The organism is Erythrobacter oryzae (genome assembly GCF_030271515.1).
Classification (GTDB): Bacteria; Pseudomonadota; Alphaproteobacteria; order Sphingomonadales; family Sphingomonadaceae; genus Erythrobacter; species Erythrobacter oryzae.
On the sequence record NZ_JASCXI010000003.1, the window covers coordinates 23,034 to 49,148 of the forward strand.

General features: G+C 67.6%; 21 protein-coding genes and 1 tRNA gene. 11 read left to right on the forward strand and 11 right to left on the reverse strand.

The genetic code is table 11. The annotated features are described in order from the left end of the window. Nucleotides 1-74: 74 nt before the first annotated feature. From PFX90_RS08930 to PFX90_RS08940, 3 genes are read left to right on the forward strand one after another with little or no spacing between them, the layout of a single operon-like run. Entirely contained in the window at nt 75-1,100 is a 1,026-nt protein-coding gene (locus tag PFX90_RS08930; protein ID WP_285712085.1) for a transglycosylase SLT domain-containing protein, read from the forward strand. Nucleotides 1,101-1,150: 50 nt separating this feature from the next. After that, a complete protein-coding gene (locus tag PFX90_RS08935) occupies nt 1,151-3,217 on the forward strand; it encodes a flagellar biosynthesis protein FlhA (protein WP_285712837.1) in 2,067 nt (688 codons plus the stop codon). After that, the gene (locus tag PFX90_RS08940) at nt 3,214-3,936 is read left to right on the forward strand and encodes a sigma-70 family RNA polymerase sigma factor (RefSeq protein WP_285712086.1); all 723 of its coding nucleotides are present in this window, start codon (nt 3,214-3,216) and stop codon (nt 3,934-3,936) included. The genes PFX90_RS08935 and PFX90_RS08940 overlap by 4 nt, the downstream gene beginning before the upstream one ends. Before the next feature lie 16 nt (nt 3,937-3,952). Here PFX90_RS08940 and PFX90_RS08945 read toward each other — a convergent pair whose 3' ends face one another. Then, the gene (locus PFX90_RS08945; RefSeq protein ID WP_285712087.1) at nt 3,953-7,273 is read right to left on the reverse strand and encodes an amidohydrolase family protein; all 3,321 of its coding nucleotides are present in this window, start codon (nt 7,271-7,273) and stop codon (nt 3,953-3,955) included. A 107-nt stretch (nt 7,274-7,380) separates the two neighbouring features. On the opposite strand from PFX90_RS08945, the gene PFX90_RS08950 reads away from it, so the two are divergent. Then, on the forward strand, nt 7,381-8,343 hold the full coding sequence (locus tag PFX90_RS08950) for a bile acid:sodium symporter family protein (RefSeq protein WP_285712088.1): 963 nt from the start codon (nt 7,381-7,383) through the stop codon (nt 8,341-8,343). Nucleotides 8,344-8,350: 7 nt separating this feature from the next. Here PFX90_RS08950 and PFX90_RS08955 read toward each other — a convergent pair whose 3' ends face one another. From PFX90_RS08955 to PFX90_RS08965, 3 genes are read right to left on the reverse strand one after another with little or no spacing between them, the layout of a single operon-like run. Beyond that, complete coding sequence (locus PFX90_RS08955; protein WP_285712089.1) at nt 8,351-9,637, reverse strand: acyl-CoA dehydrogenase family protein; 1,287 nt, start codon at nt 9,635-9,637, stop codon at nt 8,351-8,353. A 4-nt stretch (nt 9,638-9,641) separates the two neighbouring features. Next, nucleotides 9,642-11,000: a phosphotransferase gene (locus tag PFX90_RS08960; protein ID WP_336426491.1), complete on the reverse strand. Its 1,359-nt coding sequence runs from the start codon at nt 10,998-11,000 to the stop codon at nt 9,642-9,644. 9 nt (nt 11,001-11,009) lie between these two features. Continuing rightward, nucleotides 11,010-12,437, reverse strand: coding sequence for an aldehyde dehydrogenase family protein (locus tag PFX90_RS08965; protein WP_285712091.1), 1,428 nt, complete (start codon nt 12,435-12,437; stop codon nt 11,010-11,012). A gap of 187 nt (nt 12,438-12,624) precedes the next feature. Between PFX90_RS08965 and PFX90_RS08970 the strand changes: the two genes are divergently transcribed. Both PFX90_RS08970 and mtnP read left to right on the forward strand, forming a co-directional pair. Continuing rightward, nucleotides 12,625-13,329: a glutathione S-transferase family protein gene (locus PFX90_RS08970; protein ID WP_285712092.1), complete on the forward strand. Its 705-nt coding sequence runs from the start codon at nt 12,625-12,627 to the stop codon at nt 13,327-13,329. A gap of 34 nt (nt 13,330-13,363) precedes the next feature. Further along, nucleotides 13,364-14,230, forward strand: coding sequence for an S-methyl-5'-thioadenosine phosphorylase (gene mtnP / locus PFX90_RS08975; protein ID WP_285712093.1), 867 nt, complete (start codon nt 13,364-13,366; stop codon nt 14,228-14,230). 53 nt (nt 14,231-14,283) lie between these two features. On the opposite strand, the gene PFX90_RS08980 is transcribed toward mtnP, so the two are convergent. Continuing rightward, on the reverse strand, nt 14,284-14,895 hold the full coding sequence (locus PFX90_RS08980) for an LON peptidase substrate-binding domain-containing protein (RefSeq protein WP_285712094.1): 612 nt from the start codon (nt 14,893-14,895) through the stop codon (nt 14,284-14,286). After that, complete coding sequence (locus PFX90_RS08985; RefSeq protein WP_285712095.1) at nt 14,892-15,821, reverse strand: tetratricopeptide repeat protein; 930 nt, start codon at nt 15,819-15,821, stop codon at nt 14,892-14,894. The genes PFX90_RS08980 and PFX90_RS08985 overlap by 4 nt, the downstream gene beginning before the upstream one ends. A gap of 234 nt (nt 15,822-16,055) precedes the next feature. On the opposite strand from PFX90_RS08985, the gene PFX90_RS08990 reads away from it, so the two are divergent. From PFX90_RS08990 to PFX90_RS09000, 3 genes are all read left to right on the forward strand, one after another. Next, nucleotides 16,056-16,130 (forward strand) — tRNA-Gly (locus PFX90_RS08990). Between the two features lie 301 nt (nt 16,131-16,431). Next, nucleotides 16,432-18,852, forward strand: a complete 2,421-nt coding sequence (locus tag PFX90_RS08995) for a TonB-dependent receptor plug domain-containing protein (RefSeq protein ID WP_285712096.1) — start codon at nt 16,432-16,434, stop codon at nt 18,850-18,852. A gap of 173 nt (nt 18,853-19,025) precedes the next feature. After that, nucleotides 19,026-21,221 carry a TonB-dependent receptor gene (locus PFX90_RS09000; RefSeq protein ID WP_285712097.1) on the forward strand — a complete coding sequence of 732 codons (2,196 nt, stop codon included), beginning with the start codon at nt 19,026-19,028 and terminating at the stop codon, nt 21,219-21,221. A gap of 64 nt (nt 21,222-21,285) precedes the next feature. Here PFX90_RS09000 and PFX90_RS09005 read toward each other — a convergent pair whose 3' ends face one another. The 3 genes from PFX90_RS09005 to dcd form a co-directional block, all read right to left on the reverse strand. Next, on the reverse strand, nt 21,286-21,537 hold the full coding sequence (locus tag PFX90_RS09005; RefSeq protein ID WP_285712098.1) for a hypothetical protein: 252 nt from the start codon (nt 21,535-21,537) through the stop codon (nt 21,286-21,288). 90 nt (nt 21,538-21,627) lie between these two features. Further along, nucleotides 21,628-22,803 carry a saccharopine dehydrogenase family protein gene (locus PFX90_RS09010; RefSeq protein ID WP_285712099.1) on the reverse strand — a complete coding sequence of 392 codons (1,176 nt, stop codon included), beginning with the start codon at nt 22,801-22,803 and terminating at the stop codon, nt 21,628-21,630. Nucleotides 22,804-23,155: 352 nt separating this feature from the next. Continuing rightward, the gene (dcd, locus tag PFX90_RS09015; protein ID WP_066526763.1) at nt 23,156-23,710 is read right to left on the reverse strand and encodes a dCTP deaminase; all 555 of its coding nucleotides are present in this window, start codon (nt 23,708-23,710) and stop codon (nt 23,156-23,158) included. Nucleotides 23,711-24,035: 325 nt separating this feature from the next. Here dcd and arr point away from each other — a divergent pair, with 325 nt between their 5' ends. Continuing rightward, nucleotides 24,036-24,452 (forward strand): NAD(+)--rifampin ADP-ribosyltransferase, encoded by a 417-nt coding sequence (arr, locus tag PFX90_RS09020; protein WP_285712100.1) that lies wholly within the window; start codon nt 24,036-24,038, stop codon nt 24,450-24,452. A gap of 28 nt (nt 24,453-24,480) precedes the next feature. Here arr and PFX90_RS09025 read toward each other — a convergent pair whose 3' ends face one another. Next, nucleotides 24,481-25,203, reverse strand: a complete 723-nt coding sequence (locus PFX90_RS09025) for an endonuclease/exonuclease/phosphatase family protein (RefSeq protein WP_285712101.1) — start codon at nt 25,201-25,203, stop codon at nt 24,481-24,483. A gap of 69 nt (nt 25,204-25,272) precedes the next feature. Between PFX90_RS09025 and PFX90_RS09030 the strand changes: the two genes are divergently transcribed. Continuing rightward, the gene (locus PFX90_RS09030) at nt 25,273-25,833 is read left to right on the forward strand and encodes a chlorite dismutase family protein (protein ID WP_285712102.1); all 561 of its coding nucleotides are present in this window, start codon (nt 25,273-25,275) and stop codon (nt 25,831-25,833) included. Here PFX90_RS09030 and PFX90_RS09035 read toward each other — a convergent pair. Further along, the gene (locus PFX90_RS09035; RefSeq protein ID WP_285712103.1) at nt 25,830-26,108 is read right to left on the reverse strand and encodes a hypothetical protein; all 279 of its coding nucleotides are present in this window, start codon (nt 26,106-26,108) and stop codon (nt 25,830-25,832) included. The genes PFX90_RS09030 and PFX90_RS09035 overlap by 4 nt on opposite strands. Between the last annotated feature and the right edge of the window lie 7 nt (nt 26,109-26,115).

Consider the following 26,115-nt stretch of genomic DNA (forward strand, 5'->3'; position numbering starts at 1 on the left):
TCTGGCACGGCGTTTGCACCTTCCCCCCGCGAAGCCCCCGCATCCCGCGGCGGCGCAAGCAGGCGGAAGCGCGCATGAGCAAGCCCCCCACATCGATGAGCCTCCCCGCAGGCTCGATCCGCGCCGGGTTCGAAAGCGCCGCGCGCGCCCATGCCGCCGCGCGTGCCGGGCTGGACGGCGCAGAGCCCGCTGCCGCGCGCCAGATCGCTGCCGTCGGCGGCGGCCCGGTCGAGGCCGCGATCGCCCGCGCGGCGCAGGCGACCAGCGTCGATTTCAACTACCTCCTCGCCCAGGCCGAGGTCGAAAGCGCGATGAACCCCGATGCCCGCGCCGCGACCTCGAGCGCGACCGGGCTCTACCAGTTCATCGAGAGCACCTGGCTCGACACGATGAAGAAGCACGGGCACCGTTTCGGTCTCGGCCATATCGCCGACCAGATCGCCGTCACTGCCTCGGGCAATGCATATGTCGCCGACGACGCCAAGCGCGAGGCGATCCTCGGCTTGCGGAGCGACCCGCAGATCGCCGCGCTGATGGCCGCGGGCCTTGCCGAGGACAACCGCGCGCATCTGATGCCGATCCTCGGCCGCCAGCCCGATCATGCCGAGCTCTATCTTGCGCATTTCCTCGGCGCAGGCGGCGCGGGGCGGTTCCTGAGCGAGCTGCAGGCCGATCCCGGCCAGAGCGCCGCCGCGCTGTTTGCCCGCCCCGCCGCCGCCAATCGCGCGATCTTCTACGCCCCCGACGGTTCCCCGCGCAGCCTTGCGCAGGTGATGCAGGTGATCGACGGCAAGATGGGCCGCGCACTCGACCGCGCCACCGATGGCCGGGGGGTCAATTTCGTGCGCGCCGACTACGCCCCGCGCCCCGGCGGCGGCATGGGCTTCACGCCCACGCCCTATCTGATCGCCGACGAGACGGTGTTCGGCCCCGGCGTGCCCACGGCATTGTCGCAGGCCTCGCTCCCTGCCGTCGCCGTGCGCCCGCCGCAGCGTCCGCCGATGTCGCAGATCCTGGGCAGCACCTTCGGCACCGATCCCGCCGCCGCCCCGCCGCAGGTGCGGCGCGCCTATGACCGTCTGAAGGCACTCGGCCTGTGAGTTCATCCGTGACGACTGCCCCTTCCCCGTTCTTCGCCCGCATCGCCGCCATGCCCGCCAGCCTCGCGCTGCCAGTGGGCATCTTCGCGCTGCTGGCGCTGATGGTGCTGCCGATCCCCGCGCTGCTGCTCGACATCTTCTTCGTGCTCAACATCGCGATTTCGATCGCGGTGCTGATGGTGGCGTTGAACGCGCGTCGCCCGCTCGATTTCTCCAGCTTCCCGAGCGTGCTGCTGTTCGCGACCCTCTTGCGGCTTGCCCTCAACGTCGCTTCGACACGGGTGGTGCTGGTGCACGGGCACGAGGGGGGCGCGGCCGCCGGGCACGTGATCGAGAGCTTTGCGGCCTTCCTCGTCGGCGGCAATTTCGTCGTTGGGTTGTTCGTTTTTGCGATCCTCATGATCATCAACATGATCGTCATCACCAAGGGCGCGGGCCGCGTGTCCGAAGTCTCGGCGCGCTTCGTGCTCGATGCGCTGCCGGGCAAGCAGATGGCGATCGACGCCGACATCGCCGCAGGCCTCGTCACCGCCGACGAAGCGCGCGAGCGGCGGCGCGAGGTCACGGTCGAGGCCGATTTCTACGGCTCGATGGATGGTGCCAGCAAATTCGTGAAGGGCGACGCGATGGCGGCGCTGTTGATCCTCGGGGTCAACATCGTCGCCGGCTTCGCCATCGGGATGATCTCCCACGGCCTTTCTGCAACCGAGGCGGGCGAGGCTTACGTCACGCTTGCGGTGGGCGACGCGCTGGTGGCGCAGGTGCCGGCGCTGCTGCTCTCGATCGCGGCGGCTGCCATCGTCACGCGGGTGAGCGACCAGCGCGACCTCGCGGGGCAGATCGGCGGCCAGTTCGCCGATGCGCGCGGGTGGCTGCCGGTGGCGCTGATCCTCGCCAGCGTCGGCCTCGTGCCCGCCATGCCGCAGACGATCTTTCTCCCGGCCGCCGCCATTGCCGCCGCGATCTGGTGGCAGCTCAAGCAGCGCGCCGCCCGGCCTACCCCCGTCGCCGAGCCGGTCGAGGACGTCTCGCCCGATCACATCGCGCTCGCCGATGTGGCGGACAGCACGCTGGTCACCGTCGAGCTGGGCTACGGCATCGTTGGGCTGGTCGACGCCGCGCAGGGCGCGCCGCTGATCACGCGGATCACCGGCATCCGCAAGCAACTCTCGCGCGATCTCGGCTTCGTGCTGCCGCAGTTCCGGATCCGCGATTCGCTCGAGCTTGCCGCGCAGGATTACGCCGTGCTGATGGGCGGGGTGAGCATTGCGCGCGGGAGCGTGCGCCCCGGCAAGCTGCTCGCCATCGACGCGGGCGATGTGCGGCCCGGGCATGGCCTCACCGGCGAGCCGACCCGCGATCCCTCCTTCGATTGCCCCGCCCTGTGGATCGCCCCTGCGAGCCGCGATCATGCCGTGGCCGAGGGCTTCCTCGTGGTCGACCCGGCCTCGGTCATCGCCACCCATGCCAACCAGGCGCTGCTTGCCGAAGCGCACCAGCTGCTCGGCCCCGACGAGGTGCGCGAGTGGGTCGATGGCCTCAAGGCCCGCGCCCCCGCGCTGGTCGAGGCGGTGACCCCCGACCCGCTCCCGCTCGCCGCGCTCACCCGCACGCTGCGCGCGCTGATGGCCGACGGGATCGGGCTCGCCCACCCCCAGCCGCTGTTCACTTCGCTAGCGCTGGCGCTCCAGAAGACCACCGATTTCGACACGGTGATCGATGCCGTGCGCGCCGACCTGTCGCCGCGCCTCGTGGCGCGGATCGCCGGGCCGGACGAGGCGCTGAAGGTGGTCACGCTCGATGCGGGTCTCGAAGGCGCGATCCTCGGCGGGATGATCGATCCCGCGACCGGCCAGCCGCTGATCGAGCCCGATTGCGCAGGCATGATCCTGCGCGAGGTCAACGCGGTCGCCGATGCCGAGAAGGGGCCGGTCGCGCTGATCGTCCAGCCGCCCGCGCGCCGCGCGCTCGCCGCGCTGCTGCGGCACCGCGCGCCGCGCTGCCTCGTGCTCTCGATCGCCGAGCTGCCCGCGAGCCAGCCCATCGCGGTGGTGGGCGTGATCGGCGCTCCGGCTGAGGCCCCCGCGCTGCCGAACCCTGCGGGGATCGCGGCATGAAGCACGATCACGCCGGGTTCGGTTCGCCCGTCCCCTACGCCCCCTCGCGCGCCGAGGTCGAGGACCGCGTACGCCGCTTCCTGCCGCTGGTGCGCCGCACCGCCTGGCACATCAACGGGCGCGGGCGCGAGGGCCTCGAGATCGAGGATCTGGTGCAGGCCGGCATCCTTGCCCTCACCGAATGCGCCCAGCGCCACGCCGGGCCGACCGAGGACGGCTTTGCCGCCTATGCCAAGATCCGGGTGCGCGGCGCGATGCTGGATGAAGTGCGCCGCATCGCGCACGACAGCCGCACCGCGCGCGCCAAAAGATCGACCTACGAGCGGGCGCTCGCTTCGCTTCGCGGGACATTGGGCCGCGAGCCGAGCCGCGCCGAACTCGCCCGCGCGCTGGAGGTGGATGACGCCGAACTGCTCGCCATCGAAGCCTCGGGGGTCAAGATGACCCCGATCGAGGACGCCTATGACGAGACCAGCCTCGCCTTCGCCAGCGACGATCCCGATCCCTTCGAAGCCCTGTGCGCCAGCGAGGACCGCGAGCGGCTGATCGCGGCGATGGTGAAGCTGCCCGACCGGCTGAAGCTGGTGCTCCAGCTGTTCTTCGTCGAGGAACTCAACCTCACCGAAATCGCCGCGGTGCTCGAAGTCAGCGTGCCGCGGGTGCACCAGCTGCGGGCGAAGGCGCTGAAGGATTTGCGGGGGCTGCTGGAGGGGGAGTGATCGCCTCCCTCAGCCTCTACCCCGCATCCCCGTCCGCATGGCCCCGGCCCTCGCTGGTCGTGCGCGCCGAGCCCGCCGCGCCGTTCGCGCCCTCGCCTTCCCAGAAATAGGGGCGGCGCTTGGCGTCTCCTGTGCCCACCTCGTTCATCGTCCGCGCATCATAGAGCCGCCCGCCGATCATCACCTTCTCGATGTTGTCCGAATTGGCGATGTCCTGCGACGGATCGTCCGAGAGGATCACGAGGTCGGCCAGCTTGCCCACCTCGATGCTGCCGATGTCCTTCGCCATCCCGAGCGATTGCGCGGGTACGATGGTGCCCGCCTTCAGCGCCTCGACCGGGCTCATTCCGCCGCGCACGAAGCTCCACAGCTCCCAATGCGCGCCGACGCCCGCCTGCTGGCCGTGGGCACCGATGCTGACCTTCACCCCGCGCTGCGCCAGTTTCCGCGCCTCGCGCGCGTTGTTGTCGTCGACGAAGGCCCACTCGGGCGCCTTGGTGCGCCGTGCGGTCTCGGCGAGCAGCATCTTGGGCGGCGTGTGGACCATGAGCGGGTTCTCCCACACATTGGTCGCCTGCCGCCAATAGGGATCGCCCGCGAGACCGCCATAGGTGACCACCAGCGTGGGCGTGTAGTTGGTGTTCGACTGGCTGAAGAATTGCAGCACGTCTTCGTAGAACACGTCGGCTGGGATATTGTGCTCGAGCGTCGAGTTGCCGTCCGCGGCGATGTTCATGTCCATCCCGAACAGCGAACCGCCCTCGGCGACGACCAGCATGTTCTCGGCCGCCGCAGCGCGCACCACCATCTGGCGCTGTTCGCGGCGGGGCTGGTTGTAGTTCTTGACCGAGATCCCCCCCTGCGCCTTGATCCGCCGCACATGGGCGAGTGCGTCCTCGTAGGAATCGATCCGCGCATACACGTCCGCCGCCTTGGCGCCGTAAATGATCTCGCCGGTCGAGAAGATGCGCGGTCCGAGCGTGAGCCCCGCGCGCTGGCGCTCGGCGGCGGCGAAGACGGTGCTCGCCTGCGAGGAGGGGTTGTGGACCGTCGTCACCCCCATCGCGAGGTCCTGCAGCAAGGCCCAGTTCTGCTGCGGGATCAGGTCGCCGACCCCGTAGGCCCCGTGCGCGTGGGCATCGACAAGTCCGGGCATAATGGTCTTGCCGCTGGCGTCGATCATCCGCGCGTCACCGGGCAGTTTGATCTTCACCACGGTCGCGTCATAGACCCCGGTGATGCGGTCGCCCTCGATCACGATGAGGCCGTTCTCGATCACGCCCGCGTCATCGGCGGCAAGCCCCGGACGCATGGTCAGCACCCGCGCGCCGGTGATGACGGTGGTGCCGGTGGGCTTGGCCTTCTGCACGCTCACTTGCAGCGGAATGCCGGTGGTGGGCGGGGTGAAGGCGGGCGTCTTGTCGGCTTCCGCCTTGGGCGCATTGGCGAACAGCGCGGGGATGCTGGCGCTCTGGAGCGAAGGCCCGATCGACCAGAACAGCGTCTCGCCGCCATTGGCCCAGCCGAGATAGTCCGCGCCCCCGGTGCTGACCTTGGTGACGGGGAGCGATCCACCCTTCTCGCTGACGTCGACCGGCTTGCCGCCGGGCACCAGCGGCATGGCGAAGACCTCGTAGTTCTGGCGGAAGGCGATGGTGCGGCCATCGGGGGCGATGCGCAGGTCGTTGGCCAGATCGCCCTTGGCGTGGGTGCGCTTGGCTTCGCCGGCGAGGTCGGTCGAGACGAGTGCGAGGTTGCCGCCGTCGCGCGCCACCATGAACAGGCGGTCATTGCCCGCGCCCCATTGCGGGTTCGCCCCGTCGCGGGTGACGAGCTTCGCCTCGCCTCCGGCAACCGGCATCACGTAAATGCCGGAGCCTTCCGAGAAATCGGGCGAGGTGAGGTAGCCGCCCTCGCGCTTTTCGAAGGCGATCATGGTGCCGTCGGGCGAGAAGGCAAGGTTGCCGTAATGCCCCGGGCCGGTGAGGACGCGGCGGTTCTGGCCCTGCGCATCGGCGACAATGATCTCGCCGAGTGTGGCGTCGCTCCAGCGGACATAGGCGAGTTGGCTCCCGTCACGGCTGAAGGCGGGGAAGGCTTCGAGCACATCGGCGCTGTCACCCGTCAGCGGGGCGGGCGCGTCCTTGCCCTTGGCGGATTTGCTGTAGAGCCGCCCGAGGCTCTCGAACACCACCCGCGACCCGTCGGGCGAGAGCGTGGCGAAGCGCGGCATGGTGGTGGTGAAGCTGTCGGGCGCGACGTCGATCACCGGGTGCGGGGCATCGGCCACCCCGCGGGTGTCCTTGACGCGGAAGGGTATCACCGCATGGCCCGATCCGTCGCGGCCCACGCGGTTCAGCTTGCCCCCGGCCCAGAACACGATGGCGCTCGAATCCGGCAGCCAGTCCATGTTGGGATAGACCCCGGTGACCGCCCAGGTCTCCTGCACGTCGAGATCGAGCTTGCCGTAGATCATCCGCTCGCGGCCGCTGGCGATATCCTTGACCCACAGCTGGGTCTGGTCCTTGTCGCGCCGGACGAAAGCGATTTCCTTTCCGTCGGGCGAGGGCGCGGGGCGCACTGCGCCCCCGTAGCCGGAGACCGCGGTGGAGACTTCGCCGGTGGCGAGATCGTGCTTCTCGATCGCGAAGATCCCCGCGTTCGAATCCTGCGCATATTCGAAGGTGTTTCCCGGCGTGGTGTTGCGGGTGTAGTAGATCGCGGAGCCATCGGGCGCGAAGACCGGCTCGCCCAGCTCCTTCTGGAGCCGCTCGTTGGCGCGCTCCACGACCTGCACCCCGCCCCCGCCGCTGACGTGGTAGAGCCACACCTCGCCCGTGCCGGCAGACCGCTCGGTGGTGTAGTGCTTCTTCGCCGCGATGAAGCGTCCGTCGGGCGACCATGCGGGTTGGTTCAGCAGGCGGAAGTCCTCCTTCGTCACCTGCCGCTTGTCGGTGCCGTCGGCGTTCATCACCCAGATATTGTCCCCGCCGCCGCGGTCCGAGGTGAAGGCGATGCGCGTCCCATCGGGCGAGAAGCGCGGCTGCACGTCCCACGACAGGCCCTCGCTGATGCGCTTGGGAGTCCCGCCCTCGATCGGCAGGGTGTAGATGTCGCCGAGCAGGGTGAAGGCGATGGTCTTGCCGTCGGGCGCGACGTCGACATCCATCCAGGTGCCCTCGTCGGTGTTGATCGCGACCTGCTTGATCGTCGCACCCTTGGGCGCCTCGACGCTCCACTTCTCGTCGGCCTTGGCGTCCTTCTTGGCGGGGGCGGCGGCGAGCGGCGTGGCAACGATAGCGGCGCCTGCAAGCAGGGCGGCGGCGAGAATGCGCATGGAAAGTCTCCCTCTGTCGGCGCGGGAGACTAGCGGCGCGCAAGGATATTGCTAGGGGCGGCAATGCCGTTGGTCGATTACGGTCGGCGGCTCAGGGGGACACGCGGATGCTGCAACGGATCACCAACAACTTCGCCGCGCTGACGCTGGGCGGCGTGGCGCTCGCGTGGTTCTATCCACCCGCCTTCACCTGGATGACCGACGGCAGCATCCGCTTTGCCGGACAGCCGCTGCTGAGCCTCGCGCTGGGCGTCATCATGCTCGCCATGGGCCTGACGCTGACCTTCGAGGATTATCGCGGGCTCCTCAATATGCCGCGCGCCTTTGTCGCCGGTGTGGCGCTGCAATATACGGTGATGCCGCTCTCGGGCTTTGCGGTGGCCAAGGTGCTGGGGCTGGAGCCGGGGCTGGCGGTGGGTCTGATCCTCGTGGCCTGCTGCCCAGGGGGCACCGCCTCGAACATCGTGACCTACATCGCGCGCGGGCACGTGGCGCTGTCGGTGGCGATGACGATGGCCTCGACTCTCGCCGCCGTGGTGCTGACCCCGCTGCTGACCGGGTGGCTGGCGGGGGCCTATGTCGAGATCGACCGGCTGAACCTGCTGGTGAACATGGTGGGCGTTGTGCTGGTGCCGGTGGTCTTGGGCACCCTGCTCAACCGCCTGTTCCCGCGCGCCGCAGAGGCGGTGAACGGGGTGCTGCCTTTGGTCGCCATCGTGCTGGTGATCCTGATCGTGGGCGGGATCGTCGGCGGATCCAAGGCGCAGATCATGGAGCATGCGGGCGTGCTGCTGCTGGCGACCTTCTTGCTCCATTCGCTGGGCTTCGGTCTGGGCTACCTGTTGTCGCGCGTGCTGGGGCTGGCCGAGGTCGAGGCGCGCACGATCAGCATCGAGGTGGGGATGCAGAATTCGGGCCTCGGCTCGGGCCTCGCGAAGACCCCCGCCTTCGCCGCGCAATTCGCCGATGCAACGCAGGCCGCCCTCGCCCCGGTTCCCGCCGCCATCTCGGCGGTGTGGCACGTGCTGATCGGGAGCCTGCTCGCGGGGATCTGGCGGCGGCGGAGCTAGCCGAACCTCAGGAAAACTGGCCCCGCTTCGGCCCGAGATAGCCGAACAGATAAGCGCCCACTTTCCGCATCTGGATTTCCTCCGAGCCCTCGGTAATCCGATAGCGGCGGTGGTGGCGGTAGATGTGCTCGAAGGGCTTGTGGCGCGAATAGCCGATGCCGCCGTGGACCTGCATGGCGCGGTCCGCCGCCTCGCACACCAGCCGGTTTGCCCAGTAATTACACATCGAGACCTTGTCCGAGATGGTCCGCTCGATCGCCTCGTGGGGCATGTTGTCCATCTCCCACGCGGTCTTGAAGATGAGGAGCCGCAGCATTTCCGCCTGCGTCGCCAACTCCACCAAGGGGAACTGGATCGCCTGATTGCGCGCCAGCTCCTCGCCGAAGGGCTTGCGCTCGCGGGCGTATTTCACGCTTTCATCAATGCAATAGAGCGCCGCGCCGCAGGATGAGGCCGCCTGCCGGATGCGGTTCTGGTGGACGAAGCTCTGCGCCAGCGCGAGGCCGCGGCCTTCCACGCCGAGGATCGCGCTGTCGGGCACCCACACGTTGGTGACGCTGAGGCGCGGGTGGTCGGTGGGCATGTTGAAGGTCCACATCCACTCTTCGATCTGGAGGCCGGGGGTGGGGTTGGGGACGAGGAAGCAGGTGATCCCGCTTGCGTCCCCCGCCTCGCCGGCCGTGCGCGCGAACATCGCGCAGTGGGTGGCGACGTGCATGCCGGTGATCCACATCTTCTCGCCGTTGATCAGCCAGCCATCGACCCCGTCGCGGGTTTGGCGGACGGCGTGAGTCTCCATGTGCGTGGCGTCGGAGCCGTGGTGCGGTTCGGTCAGCCCGAAAGCGACGCGCCGCGTGCGTTCAAACCCGCCGAGGATGAATTCCTGCTTCTGCTCCTCGGTGCCCCACTGGTCGAACATGGCGACGAAGGGGAAGTTGCCGACGATGCTGTGCTCGTTCTGCAAGTCATTGTGCAGCCCGAGGCCCTGCCTCGCAAAATGCTCGCGGATCACCGCCATCCAGAGGTTGCTGCCGTCCTTCCCGCCATAGCGCTTGGGGGCGGAGAAGCGCCAATGCCCGGCCTTGTCGGCGCGGCGGGTGGCCTCTTTCAGAAGCTCCTCCCACTCGTGCCGCGGCAACCCGCCCGCCTCGAAATCCGTGCGCGCATATTCGCGGCGGTGGTCGAAGAAGCGGATGTTGTCGTCTTGCTGTTCGAGCGGCTTGATCTCGGCGGCGATGAAGGCGTCGAGTTCGGCGAGATAGGCTTGCAGGTCGGGGGGAAGCGCGAAGTCCATGCGGCTATTCCTCTTTAAGCCACTTTTTTCGAGCGGCCGAGAATGCGGGATATTTGGGCGAGTCTGCTCGCACCTTTTCGAGTGCCGCAAATCGTAGGCTTTGCAGCAGATCCTTGTCCGCTAGCGTTTTCGCGCCCGAAAGGATGTCCGCAGCAAGTTCGTCGGAGCAGCCCAGCCACTGAAAATCGTACTCTGAGTGGTATTCCCGCTCGAGAATGCCGAGCGCGTTACGGGCCACCGCCAGCTGAAACCGATCGTGCCCCGAAAGCTTGTCCTTCAGCGTGGCAAGCCATTCAGACACAGCAACCGCGATCTCCGAGGCGCTAGCCTCCCCCATGGGTTCGAAGCGTTCGTCGGCGGAGCTCGACGGCACCCATCCGCGACGCTTGGCGCGCGGGGCTTCGCCCTCCAGCAGCAGCAGCAGGTCGAGTTCTTGCTCGCTCGTCCGGCGCGAGATGACCACGCGTTCGAGCATCCGGTCCGCGCCCGAGCGCCATTGGGCGGCCATCTTGAGGCAGCCCAAGGCCCACCACACGGTGCGGTAGATCGTCCAAAAGCGGAAGCGTGCGGGGTCGATGCTGACCCCCGCCTCGGCCTCATAGGCGGCGATGTAATCTTCGATGCTCCCCAGCCCCAGCGCGGGACGGTCGTAGCGGGCGAAGCGCCACACCGCCATGCAGCCGAAGGCGAGGTCCTCGTGGGGGTCGCCGAAATGGGCGATTTCCCAGTCGAGCACGCCGGTCAACGCCGAGCCTTCGACCAGCAGATTGCCCATGCGGTAATCGCCGTGGTTGAGCACGGGCTCGACTTCAGGCGGGCAGTTGTCCTCCAGCCACTTGAGGCCGAGCGCGATGATCGGGCGATCCCCGCCTGCGTCCATGAACTGCTGTTTGAGGTCGGCGATGGCGGCGCGGTAGTCCATCACCGGCACGCCCTCGGGCACGTCGCCCTGCCGCAAGCGGTGAATGCGCGCGAGGTCGACGGCGATGCCGCGCAGCAGCCCGTCGGGGTCGTCGCAGGCCAGAATGACCTTGGGATCGGCTGTCCCCGGCAGCGCGCGCATGACGAACCCGCTCCCGAGCCCGTCAGCCTCCTCCAGCACCGCCACCACTTCCGGCGCGGTCACGCCCTTGGCGCGGGCCGCCTCGATCAGCGCGGCCTCGGTGGCATGCCCGTAAGGCCGCCCTTCCATAAAGGCGAGGCTCGGCGCGCGGCGCAGAACATAGTCGGAGCCGCCAGCAGAAAACCGCCAGCTCTCCATCACCGCCCCGCCCGTCAGACGCTGCGGCTCCGACGACAAAGCGCCGAGACCGGCGCGGGCACAGACCCGCGCCAGCCCGGCGCTCAATTCGTCAGCCGTCATCCCCACGGATCAGGCGGGGACGTTGTCCTTCTTCACGGTGATCACCTGTGCGTAGGTGAACTCCTTCAGGCCTTCCTTGCCATATTCGGCGCCGAAGCCCGACTGCTTGTGCCCTCCGAAGGGCGCGAAGGGCGAGAGGTGGAGGTATTCGTTGACCCACACCGTGCCGGTTTCGAGCTGCTCGGCGATCTCCACGCCCTTCTCCGGATTGCCCGTCCACACCGCACCGGCGAGGCCGTAATCCGAGTTGTTGGCGCGCTGGATGACCTCCTCCTCGGTCGAGAACTTCATCAGCGGCATGACCGGGCCGAACTGCTCCTCGGCGACGATCCGCGCGTCTTCGGGCGGGTTGTCGAGGATGGTCAGCGGCACGAAATAGCCGGTGCCGCTCGGGTCCACGTTCCCGCCGAGCAGGAACTTGTAGCCGTTCGACTTGGCATCCTCGATCAGCTCGAGCACGCGGTCATACTGCTTCTTGTTCTGGATCGGGCCGACGCCGGTGCCCTGCTGGCTGCCGTCGCCGACCTTCACGGTCTTGGCATATTCGACGATCGCGGCGCTGAGTTCATCATAGATGTCCTCGTGGATATAGACGCGCTTGGCGGCGACGCAGATCTGCCCGGCATTCGAGAAGCTCGACCAGAACAGCTGTTCGGCGACCTTCTTGGGGTCCGCATCGGGGAGCACGATCGAGGCATCGTTGCCCCCAAGCTCCAGCGTGATGCGCTTGAGGTCGGCGCTGGCGCCTTCCATGATCTTCTTGCCGGTCGCGGTCGAGCCGGTGAAGGTGATCTTGTCGATATCGGGGTGGCTGGTCATCAGCGGGCCGAGATCGTCCTCGCCGGTGATGATGTTGACCACGCCCGGCGGCACCTTGTCGGCGATCAGCTCGGCGATGCGCAGGGTGGTCAGCGGGGTGAAGGGCGAGGGCTTCAGGACGATGGTGCAGCCCGAGAGCATCGCGGGCGCGATCTTCTGGATCGCCATCATCACCGGGAAGTTCCACGGCACGATCCCGGCGACCACGCCCACCGGCACGCGGCGGGTGCGGCTGAGGCGGGTGTCGCTGTCCTCGTTGATCTCGTCATCCAGGCTGAGCGTGGACTGCGCCGCGCTCATTCCGGCCGCGCCGTAGATCTCGCCGCGCGCCTGATCGTGGGGCTTGCCCTGTTCGCTGGTGAGCAGGCGGTAGAGTTCCTCCGCATTCGCCTTGATCGCGCCAGAGATCGCCATGATCGCGGCGCGGCGTTCCTCGATGGGGGTGTTCTTCCAGGTCTTGAACGCGGCGCGCGCGGCGGCGACCGCACGGTCGAGCTCGGCCTTGCCGCAAGCGGGGACCTGGCCGATGACCTGCTCGTTGGCGGGGTTCACCACGTCGAGCCAGCGGTCGGTCGCGACCATCTCGCCGCCGATAAGGTTCTTGTACTGGGTGACCATGCTTTGTCCTCTCTTGCGAATGGGGGAGTCGTCTCTCTCTGCCCAAGGTTGGCGCGTTGCATTGAAAAACGCAATCGCTGCTTTGAAGGCAAAGCTAGCGCGGCAGACGGCTGCAATCACCTGACGATTGCGCTACGCCGCAGCCGTCCTATGTGAGGCATCCGGCTTGACGACGAGAGGACCCGCGATGACTGAATCCCGCCCCGATCTGGTGCTGTACGGCAGCCCGCTTTCGCCCTTCCTGCGGAAGGCGGCAGGCGTGTGCCTCACCAAGGGCGTCGCCTACGAGGTCGAGGGCGTGAACATCTTCGCCCCGCCGCCGTGGTTCCTCGATATCTCGCCGATGAAGCGCATTCCGGTGCTGCGCGACCGCTCGGTGGCCGAAGAGGGCCTTGCGGGCACGATCCCCGATTCCAGCGCGATCTGCGCCTATATCGAGAAGAAGCACCCCGCGCCCGCGCTCTACCCCGCAGACCCGATGGCATACGGGGAGGCGCTGTTCATCGAGGAATTCGCCGATACCTCGCTGGCGATGGCAGGCGGGCTCGGCATCTTCCGGCCGATCTTCTTCGCCATGTCCAAGGGCGAGGAGCCGGGGCTCGAGAAGGCGCGCGACGCATGGGCGAGCCAGCTGCCGCCGATCTTCGACATCCTCGAAAAGCGCCTCGATGGCCGCGCGTTCTTTGCCGGCGACGCGCTCTCGATCGCCGACATCACCGTGGCCTGCGTGCTGATGCAGATCGCCCTGGTGGCCGAGATGCCGCTCGACCGCTGGCCGGGCCTCGCCGCGCATTACGCCGCGATGCGGGCCCTGCCCGCGATCGCCCAACCCTATGCGGCGGCGGAAAAGATCGTTCGCAAGGCCTTGCCCGAGCCCTTCGACCTGACCTAAGGCCTTGACGCGAGAGAGAGGACAGCGGGGCAGCATGGCCAGCGAGTGGTGCATCGGGATCATCGGCGGTTCGGGACTCTATGCCATCGACGGGCTGGAGGACGCGCAGTGGATCGCGATCGAGACGCCCTGGGGCGACCCTTCCGACGAGATTCTGTGCGGCACCATCGCGGGCGTGAAGGTGCGCTTCCTCCCCCGCCACGGGCGTGGGCATCCGATCAGCCCCTCTGAACTCAACGCGCGCGCCAATATCGATGCACTGAAGCGCACCGGCTGCACCGATATCCTCGCGATCAGCGCGGTGGGCAGCTTGCGCGAGGAGCTCGAGCCCGGGCGCTTTGCGGTGGTCGAGCAGTTCATCGACCGCACCGTCCACCGCCCCAGCACTTTCTTCACCAGCGGCTTCGTCACCCATGTCTCGATGGCCGATCCGGTCTGCCCGCGCCTGTCCGACATGGCCGCGCAGGCGGTGATCGCGGCGCAGGGCAAGGTCGCGGTGGGGGCGACCTATCTGGCGATGGAAGGCCCGCAATTCTCGACCCGCGCCGAAAGCCGGATGTACCGCCAGTGGGGCGCGGACGTGATCGGCATGACCGCGATGCCCGAAGCCAAATTGGCGCGTGAGGCGGAGCTGCCCTATGCCCTCGTCGGCATGGTCACCGACTATGACTGCTGGCGCGACGGCGAGGCGGTCGATGTCGCCGAGGTGGTCCAGCAGATGCAGGCCAACGGCGCGCTTGCCCGCGCGATGGTGCTGAACTTCATCGCCGCCCTGCCCGAGGAGCGCGAACCCTCGCCGATCGACACCGCCTTGGACGACGCCGTCATCACCGCCCCGGACGAGCACGATCCCGCGCTGATGGCCAAGCTCGACGCGGTAGCCGGGCGGTTGTTCGTCTGACATTTCCGGGCGCGGCGGAAAGCACCACCCCGCCGCGAGAGATGGCGAGACGCCTATTGCAGCGTCACGATCTCCTCGCCGCCATCGTGGCGGCCGTAGAACTGCATCAGCTGCACCAGCAGCTCGCAGCGGCCCGACAGCGTGCCCGCCTCGAGCAGCGCCTGCTTGCTGGCCGGATCGAAGGGCGCAATCTGCGACACTCCGTTGATGAGCGAGCGATCATCGAGCCGTTCAACCGAATCCCAATCGACCGAATATCCCTGCGAATCCGCAAAATGCCGCGCCTCGCGCTCGAACCCGCCGCGCTGGGCGTGGCTGAGGGTTTCGTCCTCGTCCTCGTTGAAGATCTCCGCTTCGATCTGGCGGTAGGCGGTGGTGACCTCCAGCTCGCGCACCATGCGGAAACGCGCTGTGCCTTCGAGGATGAGGTTATAGCGCCCGTCATCCATCGCCTGAATCTCGCCGATCCGCCCGACGCAGCCGACCTCGAACAGCGGCGCGCCTTCGACGGGACGCTGGGGCTGGATCATCGCGATCAGCCGGTCGCGGATCAGCGCATCGCCCACCATCGCGCGGTAACGCGGCTCGAAGATGTGGAGCGGCAGCTGCATGCCGGGAAACAGCACCGCGCCCGTCAGGGGGAAGATGGGAAGCCTCTTGGTCATCCGAACAATACGCGCGAAAGCCGCCGGCGGACGCCGACCACCCATTCGTCTTCAAGCCCCGTAGCCTCGAAGATCTTGAGCAGCTTGGCCCGCGCGGCGCCATCGTTCCATTCGCGGTCGGCGGCGATCATCGCGAGCAATGTGTCGGCAGCCGCATCGCGCTCGCCCGCCGCGAAGGCGGCCTCGGCAAAGGCGAGCTGCGCGTCCATGCCCGCACCCTCGGCCTCGGCAGCGGCGCGCAGGGCGGCGAGTTCGCCATCATCGACCCGCTCGCCCGCCAATTCCAGCGCGCTGCGGGCGGGCGCAATCGCCGCATCGGTGGCAAGGCGCGGATCGCTGTCGATCACTTCCATCACTTGGCGGGCCTGATCGACCTCGCCCAGCATCACCAGCGCGCGCACCAGCCCTGCGTGCGCCGGGGCGTTGCCTTCGGCGAATTCGGTGATCTGCGCGAAGATCGCGGCGGCGCGCTGCGCGTCCCCGGCGGCGAGCGCCTCCTCGCCCATCTTGACGAATTGCGCGAGCTCCTCGGGCGAAGGCCCCTGCGGCGCGCCCGGTTCGCCCGCCCCGCCTTCGACCGGCAGCTGTGCGAGCAGCTGGTCGAGAATGGCCTTGAGCTGCGATTCGCTGCGCGCCGAGGTCAGATCGGCGATCGGCTGACCCTGGAACATCGCATAGACCGTCGGGATCGAGCGCACCTGGAACTGCGCGGCGATGAACTGTTCCTCGTCGACATTGATCTTGGCGAGCACCACGCCCTTGTCGGCATATTCGCCCGCGACCTTCTCGAGCACCGGGGTCAGCGCCTTGCACGGCCCGCACCACTCGGCCCAGAAGTCGAGGATGACGAGCTTCGTCTGCGACGGCTCGACCACGTCTTTCCGGAAACGGTCGACCGCCTTCTGTTCCTCGATGCTCAGTCCCATGCTGGCCAAGTTATCTGCTCCTGCTGCCGCTTTACGCGTTTTGCGCCTGTCCGGTTCCCATGTGGGATGCCTTGCCGCGCTTGTGAAGCGCGTCCGTGTGCTGGCCGCTCGGCGACATGCGATCAAGCCCGAATTGCGCCAATTTTGCGCTTGCAGCCGCCCGAGGTCGCTGCTAATCGCGCCGCCTCTCCGGCAGGAACGGCGGCAATCGCGGGTTCCTGTCAGCGCCAGTGAGCGGGCGTAGCTCAGGGGTAGAGCACAACCTTGCCAAGGTTGGGGTCGAGGGTTCGAATCCCTTCGCCCGCTCCATTTTCCAGCGACATTGCTGTGTCCGTCCGGTCGCCGCTTGATGCGGCGGACCGCCGTGTGCTTGCGGCAAAAGCGCAACACCTTGCGCCCGAATGCTTGTCTGCGAAAGGTCGCATATTGGTCGCCCGGCGGTCAGCTTTGCGCAAGATCGCGAAAGTCCTCAAAGGCTTGGCCGCGGCCCGAGAATTGCAACAAAACTGTTATATTTCAGTGATGCGACGCATTTCCCGATGCTGTCAGCAAAGCGTCACCCAGCGTCCATAGCGGCCCCGGCAACGACCACGCCAAATGGGGGCTCCCGATGACCGATACCACGCCGCTCCGCCTGCGCCTCTCGCACAAGGCTCTCATGCTCGCCGCCGTCGCCGCGATTCCGCAGGCGGCCCTTGCCGACGATACCACCGCCGATCCTGCCGCCGACCCGGCGCTCGCCGCCAGCGCCGCCGCCGCCGCGCAGGCCCCCGACACCGAGAACGAGGACGACATCCAGTCCGCCAAGGAAATCGTCGTGCAGGGCTCGATCGGCTTCCGCAACCGCTCGGATTCGGCCGAGCCGGTGCTGGTCTATGACGAGGAATACTTCCAGCGCTTCGAACCGCTGACCGCGGGCGATGCCTTGAAGCGCGTGCCCGGCGTCACCTTCCTCTCGGACGTGATCGAGAGCGACGGCGCGCGGCTGCGCGGCCTCGATCCGGGCTACACCCAGATCCTCATCAACGGCGAGCGCGTGCCCGGCGGCCAGTCCGACCGCTCGTTCTTCCTCGACCGCATCCCGGCCGAACTGATCGAGCGCGTCGAGATCGTGCGCTCCTCCTCGGCCCGCCGCACCGGTGACGCGGTCGCCGGCTCGCTCAACATCGAACTGCGCGACGGCTACACGCTCGACGGCGGCTATGTCCGCGCGGGCGGGCTGTTCTTCGACGACGGCGAGATCAAGCCCTCGGGCGGCTTCTACTACGGCGGCGCGCTGGCGGGTGGCCGCGTGCTGCTGGGCGCCAACGTCCAGGGCCGCTACAACCCCAAGATCAAGAGCTCGCTGCGCTACGGCGACAGCCCGGAAAACAACCCCGACTTCGCGACCGCCGATTTCGACAACCGCGAAGACCAGACCGACACCCGCGACGGCACCGACTACGCCTTCAACGCCAGCTGGGGGATCGAGACCGAGACCACCGAGTTCGAGATCCTCGGCAACTACGTCCGCACCGAGCGGACCGAGACCGAGCGCTCGTTCGAATACAACGATCCCACCGCGATCAACGGCCCCGTGCGCGCGACGCCTCCGGGCAACCTGCTGACCGACAACAGCAACATCAACGACATCACCACCGAAAGCTGGTCGATCGTCGCCAAGCTCGATCAGGAGTGGAGCCTCGGCGAGACCAAGCTGCGCGTCGGCTTCTCGCGCTTCGACGATCTTCAGGACGAGTTCGAATACGAGGTCGATTTCGACCGCAGCACCCCGCGGTTCACCGGCGATTTGACCCTGCAGGACACGCTCGACGAGGAACTGTTCTTCAACCTCGAGCACGAGATCGACCTCGGCGAAAACCTCGAATTCGCGGTCGGCGGGTTCTATCAGGACAAGGACCGCGACTTCCTGCTGCAGGAAGTGCGCAGCCGCTTCAACCTCACCGCCGCCAACCGTCAGGGCTATGACCAGTTCGCCCGCAACCCCGGCGAATTCGCGCCCAATCCCTTCCCGGCGCTGGGCATCTCCGCCAACAACACCATCTCCGAGGAGCGCAAGGACGTCTACGCCCTGATCGAGGGCGAGTTCGACAAGGTCACCTTCGAGGCGGGCGTGCGCTGGGAGAACACCTCCGCGACCGTCACCGATCTCACCGCAGGCGGGCTCGGCACCTTCGAGAACGATTACGACTTCCTGCTGCCCTCTGCGTCGGTCAAGATCGAGGTCGGCGATGGCCGGATCACCGCCTCGGGCGCACGCACCGTGCGGCGTCCGCGCTTCGACTTCATCACCCCCGGGCTGCTCGAGGCCGAGTTCGGCGACAACGACTTCCTCGGCAACCCCTTCCTCGCGCCCGAAACCGCCTGGGGCGGGGACCTCGGCTACGAGCACAAGATCGGCAAGACCGGCGTGATCGGCGTCAACGTCTTCTACCGCGACGTCAGCAACCTGACCGAGCTTTCCACCGTGCTGACCGCGGGCGGCACCCCGGCCGAAGGTTCGGAAGGCCCCGGCACCTTCATCTACACCCCGCGCAACACCGGTGACGGCGAGGTTTACGGGATCGAATTCGACGCCTCGTTCAGCCTCGCCTTCCTCGGCCTGCCCGATACCGGCGTGTTCGGGAACCTCGCGCTGCTCGACAGCAACATCACCGACGAATTCGGCGAGCGGCGCTTCAACGACCAGTCGGAATATGTCTACAACTTCGGCGCGATCCAGAACCTGCGCAAGCTCGGCGCGGCGTTCGGTGCGACCTACCGCAAGCAGGGCACCGCCTTCGGGCGTCTGGTCGGCGAGGAAGTGACGACCCGCTACGGCGCGGACCTCGAAATCTTCGTCGAAAAGCGCTTCGGCGACAGCTTCACCATCCGCGCGGTGGGTTCGAACCTGCTCGACGGGACCAAGGACGAGGCGTTCAACAAGTTCGCCACCACCGGCGACCAGATTTCGCGCGACTTCGACGAATACGAGCTTGAAAGCGAGCGCGCCGGTCCGGTGTTCCAGGTGGTGGCCCGCTACGCCTTCTGATCGGGCTTCCCCGCCCAAGCCATGGCCCGGTCGCACCCCGCGACCGGGCCATTTTCTTGTGCGCGCCTGCCGTTCGTCGATCCCCGGCCGCATTTATCCGATTTTGTGCTTGCATCGCGCGTGCGCGGCGCTAGGCGCGTGATACGTTATCACATACATATACGGGAATCGTCATGAACACGCGCAAGCTCTCCCTTGCCTCCTCCCGCCTCGCGCTCGTGGCAGCGCTCGGCCTTGCCGCCGGTGCCAGCCCGGCGCTGGCGGACGACGCCGCGACCGCCGACGCAGCCGCCCAGCCCGCCGCCGAGGCCGGGCCGGAGGACGATCTCCACAACCGCCAGACCGATGCCACCGGCGAGATCATCGTCAGCACCGCCGGCCTCAAGGAGCTCGACCTGCTCGCCGGCACCAGCGTGCTCGACATCGCCGATGTCCAGCGCGACGCCGTGACCGGCCAGATCGGCGACCTCCTCGCCAAGCTCCCCGGCGTCTCGGCGACCAGCTTTGCCCCCGGCTCCTCGCGCCCGGTGCTGCGCGGCCAGCAGGGCGAGCGCGTGCGCGTGCTGGTCGACGGCGTGGGCACGGCCGACGTCTCGAACACCTCGGTCGACCACGCCACCACCCTCGAGCCGATCACCATCGAGCGCATCGAGGTGCTGCGCGGCCCCGCGGTGCTGCTCTACGGCAGCCAGGCGATCGGCGGCGCGGTCAACGTGGTCGACAAGCGCATCCCGGTGCGGATGCCCGACCATGACATTCACTTCGACGGTTTCGCCGGGGTCGACACCGCCAGCAACCTGCGCACTGGCGCGGCGAGCCTCGATGTGGGCGTGGGCCCGAACCTCGTCGCGCACATCGACGGGTCGTGGCGCAAGACCGGCGACATCGACATCGGCGGCTTTCAGGTCGCCCCCGAATTGCGCGCGGACCTCCTCGCCGACGCGGCCGAGGAACAGGCCGAGGGCGAGCTCGAGGAAGCCGCCGAACTGCGCGAGGCGGCCAATGTGCGCGGCACCGTGCCCAACACCGCCATGGAGAGCTGGACGATCAACGCCGGCCTCGGCCTGATCCTCGGCGAGAGCACCTTCGGCGCCTCGATCGGCTGGTACGACACCAGCTACGGCGTCCCCACCCGCCCCGGCGCGGGCCACCACCACGGCGAGGGCGAGGGCGAGGACGAGACCGAGGGCGAGGGCGAAGAGAACGTCACCATCGGCCTCCGCCAGTTCCGCGCCGACTTCAAGGGCGACGTCTACCTCGGCGAAGGCGCCTTCGAGCGGCTGAAGCTGCGGGTCGGCTATTCCGACTACACCCACACCGAGTTCGAGGGCGCCGAAGTCGGCACCGTATTCGATTCGACCAGCATCGAAGCCCGCGCCGAGCTGGTGCAGAACACCGGCGGCGCCCTGCGCGGATCGAGCGGCGTGCAATACACCCACCGCGACTTCTTCGCCGTCGGGGCCGAAGCCTACATCCCGCCCAACCTCACCGATCAGGTCGCGCTCTTCACCCTGCAGGAATGGGGCACCGGCCCGTTCCAGATCGAGGCCGCCGCGCGCGCCGAGTTCACCAAGGTCAAGGCCCAGACCCTCGGGATCGAGAACGACTACGACACCTTCTCGGGCGCGCTCGGCCTCGTCTACGAGGGCATCGAGGGTGTGCGCATCGGCGTCAACGGCTCGCGCGTCGCCCGTGCGCCGAGCGCCGAGGAGCTGTTCGCCAACGGCCCGCACATCGCAACCCAGGCCTTCGAGATCGGCGACCCCGACCTCGCCATCGAACGCGCCTGGGGCCTCGAGGCCTATGCCCGCGGGCGGATCGGCAAGGGCACCTTCGGGCTGACCGCCTATCGCCAGTGGTTCTCCAACTACATCTTCCTCGAGGAAACCGGCGCGGAGGAAGATGACCTCCCCGTCTTCCAGTACCTCCAGGGCGATGCCGACTTCTGGGGCTTCGAGGCCGAGTTCAGCTACCCCGTCATCGACACCAGCTCCTTCCGCCTCCTCACCGACCTCGGCGCGTCCTACACCGAGGCCGAGCTTGACGACGGCACCGCCATCCCGCGCATCCCGCCGCTCGCCCTGATCGGCGCGCTCGAGGCCCAGACCGGGCCCATCGACCTGCGCGGCGAGGTCCAGTGGTTCGACAAGCAGGACCGCGTGGTCGGGGTCGAGACCCCCACCGACAGCTTCACGCTGGTCAATGCCGTGGCCTCGTGGCGCCCGCTCAAGGACAACCGCAACGTCACCGTCCAGCTCGCCGCCGACAACATCTTCGACGTGGTCGGCCGCCGCCATGCGAGCTTCACCAAGGACTTCGTGCCCCTGATCGGCCGCAACTTCCGCGCGAGCGTGCGCCTGAGCTTCTGAGGCGCAGCGAGGGTCGCAAGAGGGCAGTCGGTCGCGGCGGACCGGCTGCCCTTTTTCCTGCGCCTTACATTCCCGCCGCGCGCACCACCACCAGCACCTCGGCGGCAAGCGCGAAGCCGAACAGCGTGATCGCCACGCTCACCGCCCGGAAGCTCGCCAGCCTGCGCCCCTCCCCCGGCACCAGCGGCAGGACCGGGCGCAGCAGCAGCGCGACATCGCGCGCGTGAAGCACCAGCCAGGCGGCGGACAGCAGCGACACCGCACTCGCCAAGGCGATCACGATCTGCATCTGGGCAAGCGACATCGGTATGATCACGGGCAGCGCCTCTCGTCGGCGACACCCCTCCGCTTGCCCCAACCCGCAAGACCCGCCCCCCGTTCCCGGACGGCGGGGCGGCACGTATTCCTACTCTTCCACCGCGAAGGTCAGTTCGGCGTGCTCTTCGAGCCGCTTCACCAGATCCTCGCCGAGGAAGGCGCCCGGCGTCCCGATCCCGCCCGGCTTCTTGCACGAAAGCAGCGCGATCCCCGTCTCGCTCAGCATCCGGCTGGTCGAGCCATAGCCCGGATCGTAGCGGCCCTTCACGCCATATTGCAGGCGCCCCCCGTCGGGCATGTCGGCGACGAAGACCACGTCATAAAACCCGTTCTCGCGCTCTTCCTTGGTCGGCCCCTCGCCCGGCTTGGGGGGCTTGGCGCCGAAGGGGTTCTTCATGAACTCCACCGCCGCATTGGCCGCCGCCTTGCCGACATCGCCGGGGCTGGTGAGCATCATCTCGTCATACTGGAAGTCGGCGCCATAGGGGTGGCCGAGCAGGAAGTTGGTGCGGTGGACGTTCTTGGTGTTGATCGGCGCCATCACGAAGGGCGCGGACCACTTGCCGAGATCGTCCTCATAGCTCGGGATCATGCCCGAGGGCTGATCGGGCCCGTCGAAACCGGGGCAGAGCGCAAAGGGATTGCGCAGCACCCCGATCACCGAGACATCCTTCGCCGCCGCCTTCATCGTCGCCCCGAGGCTCGCCGCAGTTCCGCCCGAGAAGGTGCCCTGCATCGCCCGCACCCGGCCGCGGATGCGCGGGGCGGGCTTGCCGAAGCGCTCGACGCAGGCCTTCTGGGTCATCATCACGCCGAGATCGAAGGGGATGGAGTCGAACCCGGAGGAAAAGCAGATGCGCGCGCCGCTGGCTTCGGCAGCGGCCTGATGCTCGGCGATCTTGGCCGCCATCCACGCGGGCTCGCCGCAAAGGTCGGCATAGTCGGTGCCGGTCTTCACACAGGCCGCGACCAGCTTGTCGCCATAAAGCTGGTAGGGGCCGACCGTGGTGAGGACGACCTTCGTCCGCGCGCACATCGCTTCGAGATCGGCATCGTCATCGGCATTGGCGACCACCAGCGGGGTGGAGGCAGGCGCGCCGATCAGGTCGCGCACTTCTTCGAGCTTGGCGAGGCTGCGCCCCGCCATCGCCCACTTGGGGCCGTCATCGCGGCTGCCGTAATGGCTGGCGAGATATTCCGCCACCAGCCGCCCGGTGTAGCCGGTGGCGCCATAGACGATGATGTCGAATTCGCGGATGCTCATGCTCGTTCTCCCTGTGCCGGCCATCCGCCGACTTGGCCTGCGTTCAAGCGCAAAAACCCGCCCGCGACAATGGCGCGATTGCGATCCAACCCGTGGCGCGCAGGGAGCCACCGGCAGGGAGCGCCGGGGCGCTTGCGAAGTTCACGAAGTTCACATTGCAAAACGTGCAATCCTACAGGATTTCCCTCGCAATTGCAGCAGGTTGCCATCGGAATCCGAAGTTCACACATTTTTCGCGCTTGCAGGGGCTGGAGGGACTCGCGGGGCATGAGGCAGGTCTATGCCCGTCACACCGTGTAGGAAAGCGCTTCGCGTGCGGCGGCGTTACAGCCGAGGCCCTAAAGCCGCGGCCCTAAAGTCTGGGAAGCGTCACCCCGCGCTGGCCCATATATTTGCCCGCACGGTCCTTGTAGCTGGTCTCGCAGCGTTCGTTGCCTTGCAGGAACAGGAACTGGCACGCGCCCTCGTTGGCGTAGATTTTCGCAGGCAGCGGCGTGGTGTTGCTGAATTCGAGCGTGACGTGCCCCTCCCAGCCCGGCTCCAGCGGGGTCACGTTCACGATGATCCCGCAGCGCGCATAGGTCGATTTGCCGAGGCAGATCACCAGCACGTCTTCGGGCACGCGGAAATATTCCACCGTGCGGGCGAGCGCGAAGGAATTGGGCGGGATGATGCAGACATCGGTCTCGCGGTCGACGAAGCTCTTCGGGTCGAACTGCTTGGGATCGACCACCGAGGAATCGACATTGGTGAAGATCTTGAATTCCGGCGCAACGCGCGCGTCATAGCCGTAGGACGAGAGCCCATAGGAGATCACCCCGTCCCGCCGCTGCGCCTCAACGAAGGGCTCGATCATGCCGTGCTCGAGCGCCTGGGTGCGGATCCATTTGTCGGAGAGAATCGCCATGAGCGAGGGATTCCCGATGCGGGGCGGCGGGGCAAGTGTGCGGAAGGAACTATCCCCCTTCGGCTGAGGCCGCGTGGGCTGTGCGGCGCGGCAAGCGACCATTCGGCCAGCGGTCGGATCTTGCGAGGCACACGCTGCCCTGGCCACCCGATGAGTTGGCAGTCGGAAGCCGGATTTGCAGAGGACGTCCGCAGGCGGGGCGCAAATGTGCAGCCAACGTTCCTGCCGTGAGAATCGTCTAACATGAGGGGGGGCTTGCGGCAAGCGGGTTCCGATGCGCCATAGAAGCGGCCCTTGATTCGCTTGTCAGAGAAAGGCGCCGCCAATGACCAATGCTGCCACCGTTTTTCGCCAATCCTTCCTGCACGGAACCCGTGCCGACCTGGCCGTCGGCGACCTGCTCGTCACAGGGTATCCGTCGAATTTTCAGGCTGAGAAACCATTGAGCTGGGTGTACTTCACCGCCACCCTGGATACGGCAGCATGGGGCGCGGAACTGGCCAGTGGCGATGCGAAGGCGCGCATCTACCTTGTCGAACCGATCGGAGACTTCGTCGACGATCCCAATGTGACCGACAAGCGTTTTCCGGGCAATCCCACCATGTCCTACCGGACGCAGCACCCTCTCCGGATCCTGGGCGAGGTTGTCGGCTGGGTCGGCCATCCCGAGGAGTTGATCCAACAACGTCTGCGCGATCTCGCGAAGATGCGGGCCGAAGGCACCAACCTGATCATCGACTGATGATCGGTCGGGGGTTTCGCGATCCATCTTAGACCAACACGAACTCCGCCCACACCGGCAGGTGATCGGACGCGCTCGCCGCCAGCGCGCTGCGGTGGACGCCGCAGTCTTTCGCCGTCAGCGCTTCGCAATGCATGATCCGGTCGAGCCTGCCCAAGGGGCGGCGGCTCGGGAAGCTCGGGCCGGGGTCGAGCAGAGTGAAGTGCCGCCCGAACTCGCGAAAACACCCCGCGACGGTGCGCCATTCGTTGAGGTCGCCCATCAGCACCACCGGGCCGCTCGCCCGCGCCGCCTCGCCCAGAGCGGCGATTGTGCGGGCTTGCCGGACGCGCCACAGGCCGGAGAGGTCGAGGTGCATGCCGAACACCGTCAGGCTGGTGTCCCCCACCCGCATCCGCGCAGTCACCACGCCGCGCGGCTCGAGGCAGGGGATGTGGAGGATGTCGTGGCTCTCCACGAGGGTCCCGCGCCGCACGAGGATCGCGTTGCCGTGCCAGCCGAGCGAATCGTGCTGCACATCGAGCGGGACGGGATGATAATCGGTGTGGCTCTCGATCAGGAAGCGCGGGAGCACCGTGGCGCGGGTGCCGAACCTCAGGTCCGCCTCCTGAAGGCACACCACATCCGCGCCGACCTCGTTCAGCACATTGAGGATGCGCGCCGGATCGCGGCGGCGGTCGGTGCCGACACCCTTGTGGATGTTGTAGCTCGCGACCTTGAGGCTGGCAGGCGGGGGCGCGGCGTCGGGCATGGGCGCAAGGTAAGCGCCGCCGCGCTAATTCGATAGAGGCGGGCGCGCGGTTTGTCGCATCCTCGCGGCATGAGCTATGGCGCGCGCGTTCTCTATGCCTTCGACGGCGGGGCCCGGGGTGACTGGGCGGTGACTGGGATGACGACGCTCGCGGGCGAGAGCCTGCCCCCGGTCGCCGCGCTGAGCGTGCGGCAGGGCGGCTATGCCGATGCCCCCGCGCCGGTCTGGACCCTGTGCGGGGTCGCCAGCCACCTGCGCTACACCCTGCGCGCGGAATTCTCCGAACTGTCGGCGCGCGGCAGCCCACTGGGGCGCGGCGAGGCGCGGCGCGCGGCGTTGATCCCCATCAGCAAGTCCGAGGCATGGTGGGCGCTGGCGCAGGACGAACGCCGCCGCATCTACGAGGAGCAGTCGCGCCACACGAGCATCGGGATGGAATACTTGCCCCAGATCGCCCGCCGCCTGCACCACGGCCGCGACCTCGGCGAACCCTTCGATTTTCTGACGTGGTTCGAATTCGCCCCCGAGCACGAGGGGCTGTTCGACGAGCTGCTGGTCCGCCTGCGCGCGAGCGAGGAGTGGCATTACGTGACGCGCGAGATCGACATCCGACTGACGCGGGCCGCCTAACCCGCTTTCGTTTCAACGATGTGGGCGAGGCACAGCTGATCGTCGCACGAGGTCGACAGGCACCACACCGCGTGCACACCCCCAACGGGGGTGGGAGCGAGGGTCTGAAGGCTTTCCTCGATGGCCTCGGCAAGGCGGCCGGACGACGGCCCGAATGGCGCTTCGACCCGAAGCTGGCGCGCCCAACCCTTCGCCGCTTCCGCCACGCCGGTCGCCGACACCTGCATCACGCTGGTCGTGCCCATGAACTCGCTGACAATCGTGTAAAGGTCCACTTCCCTA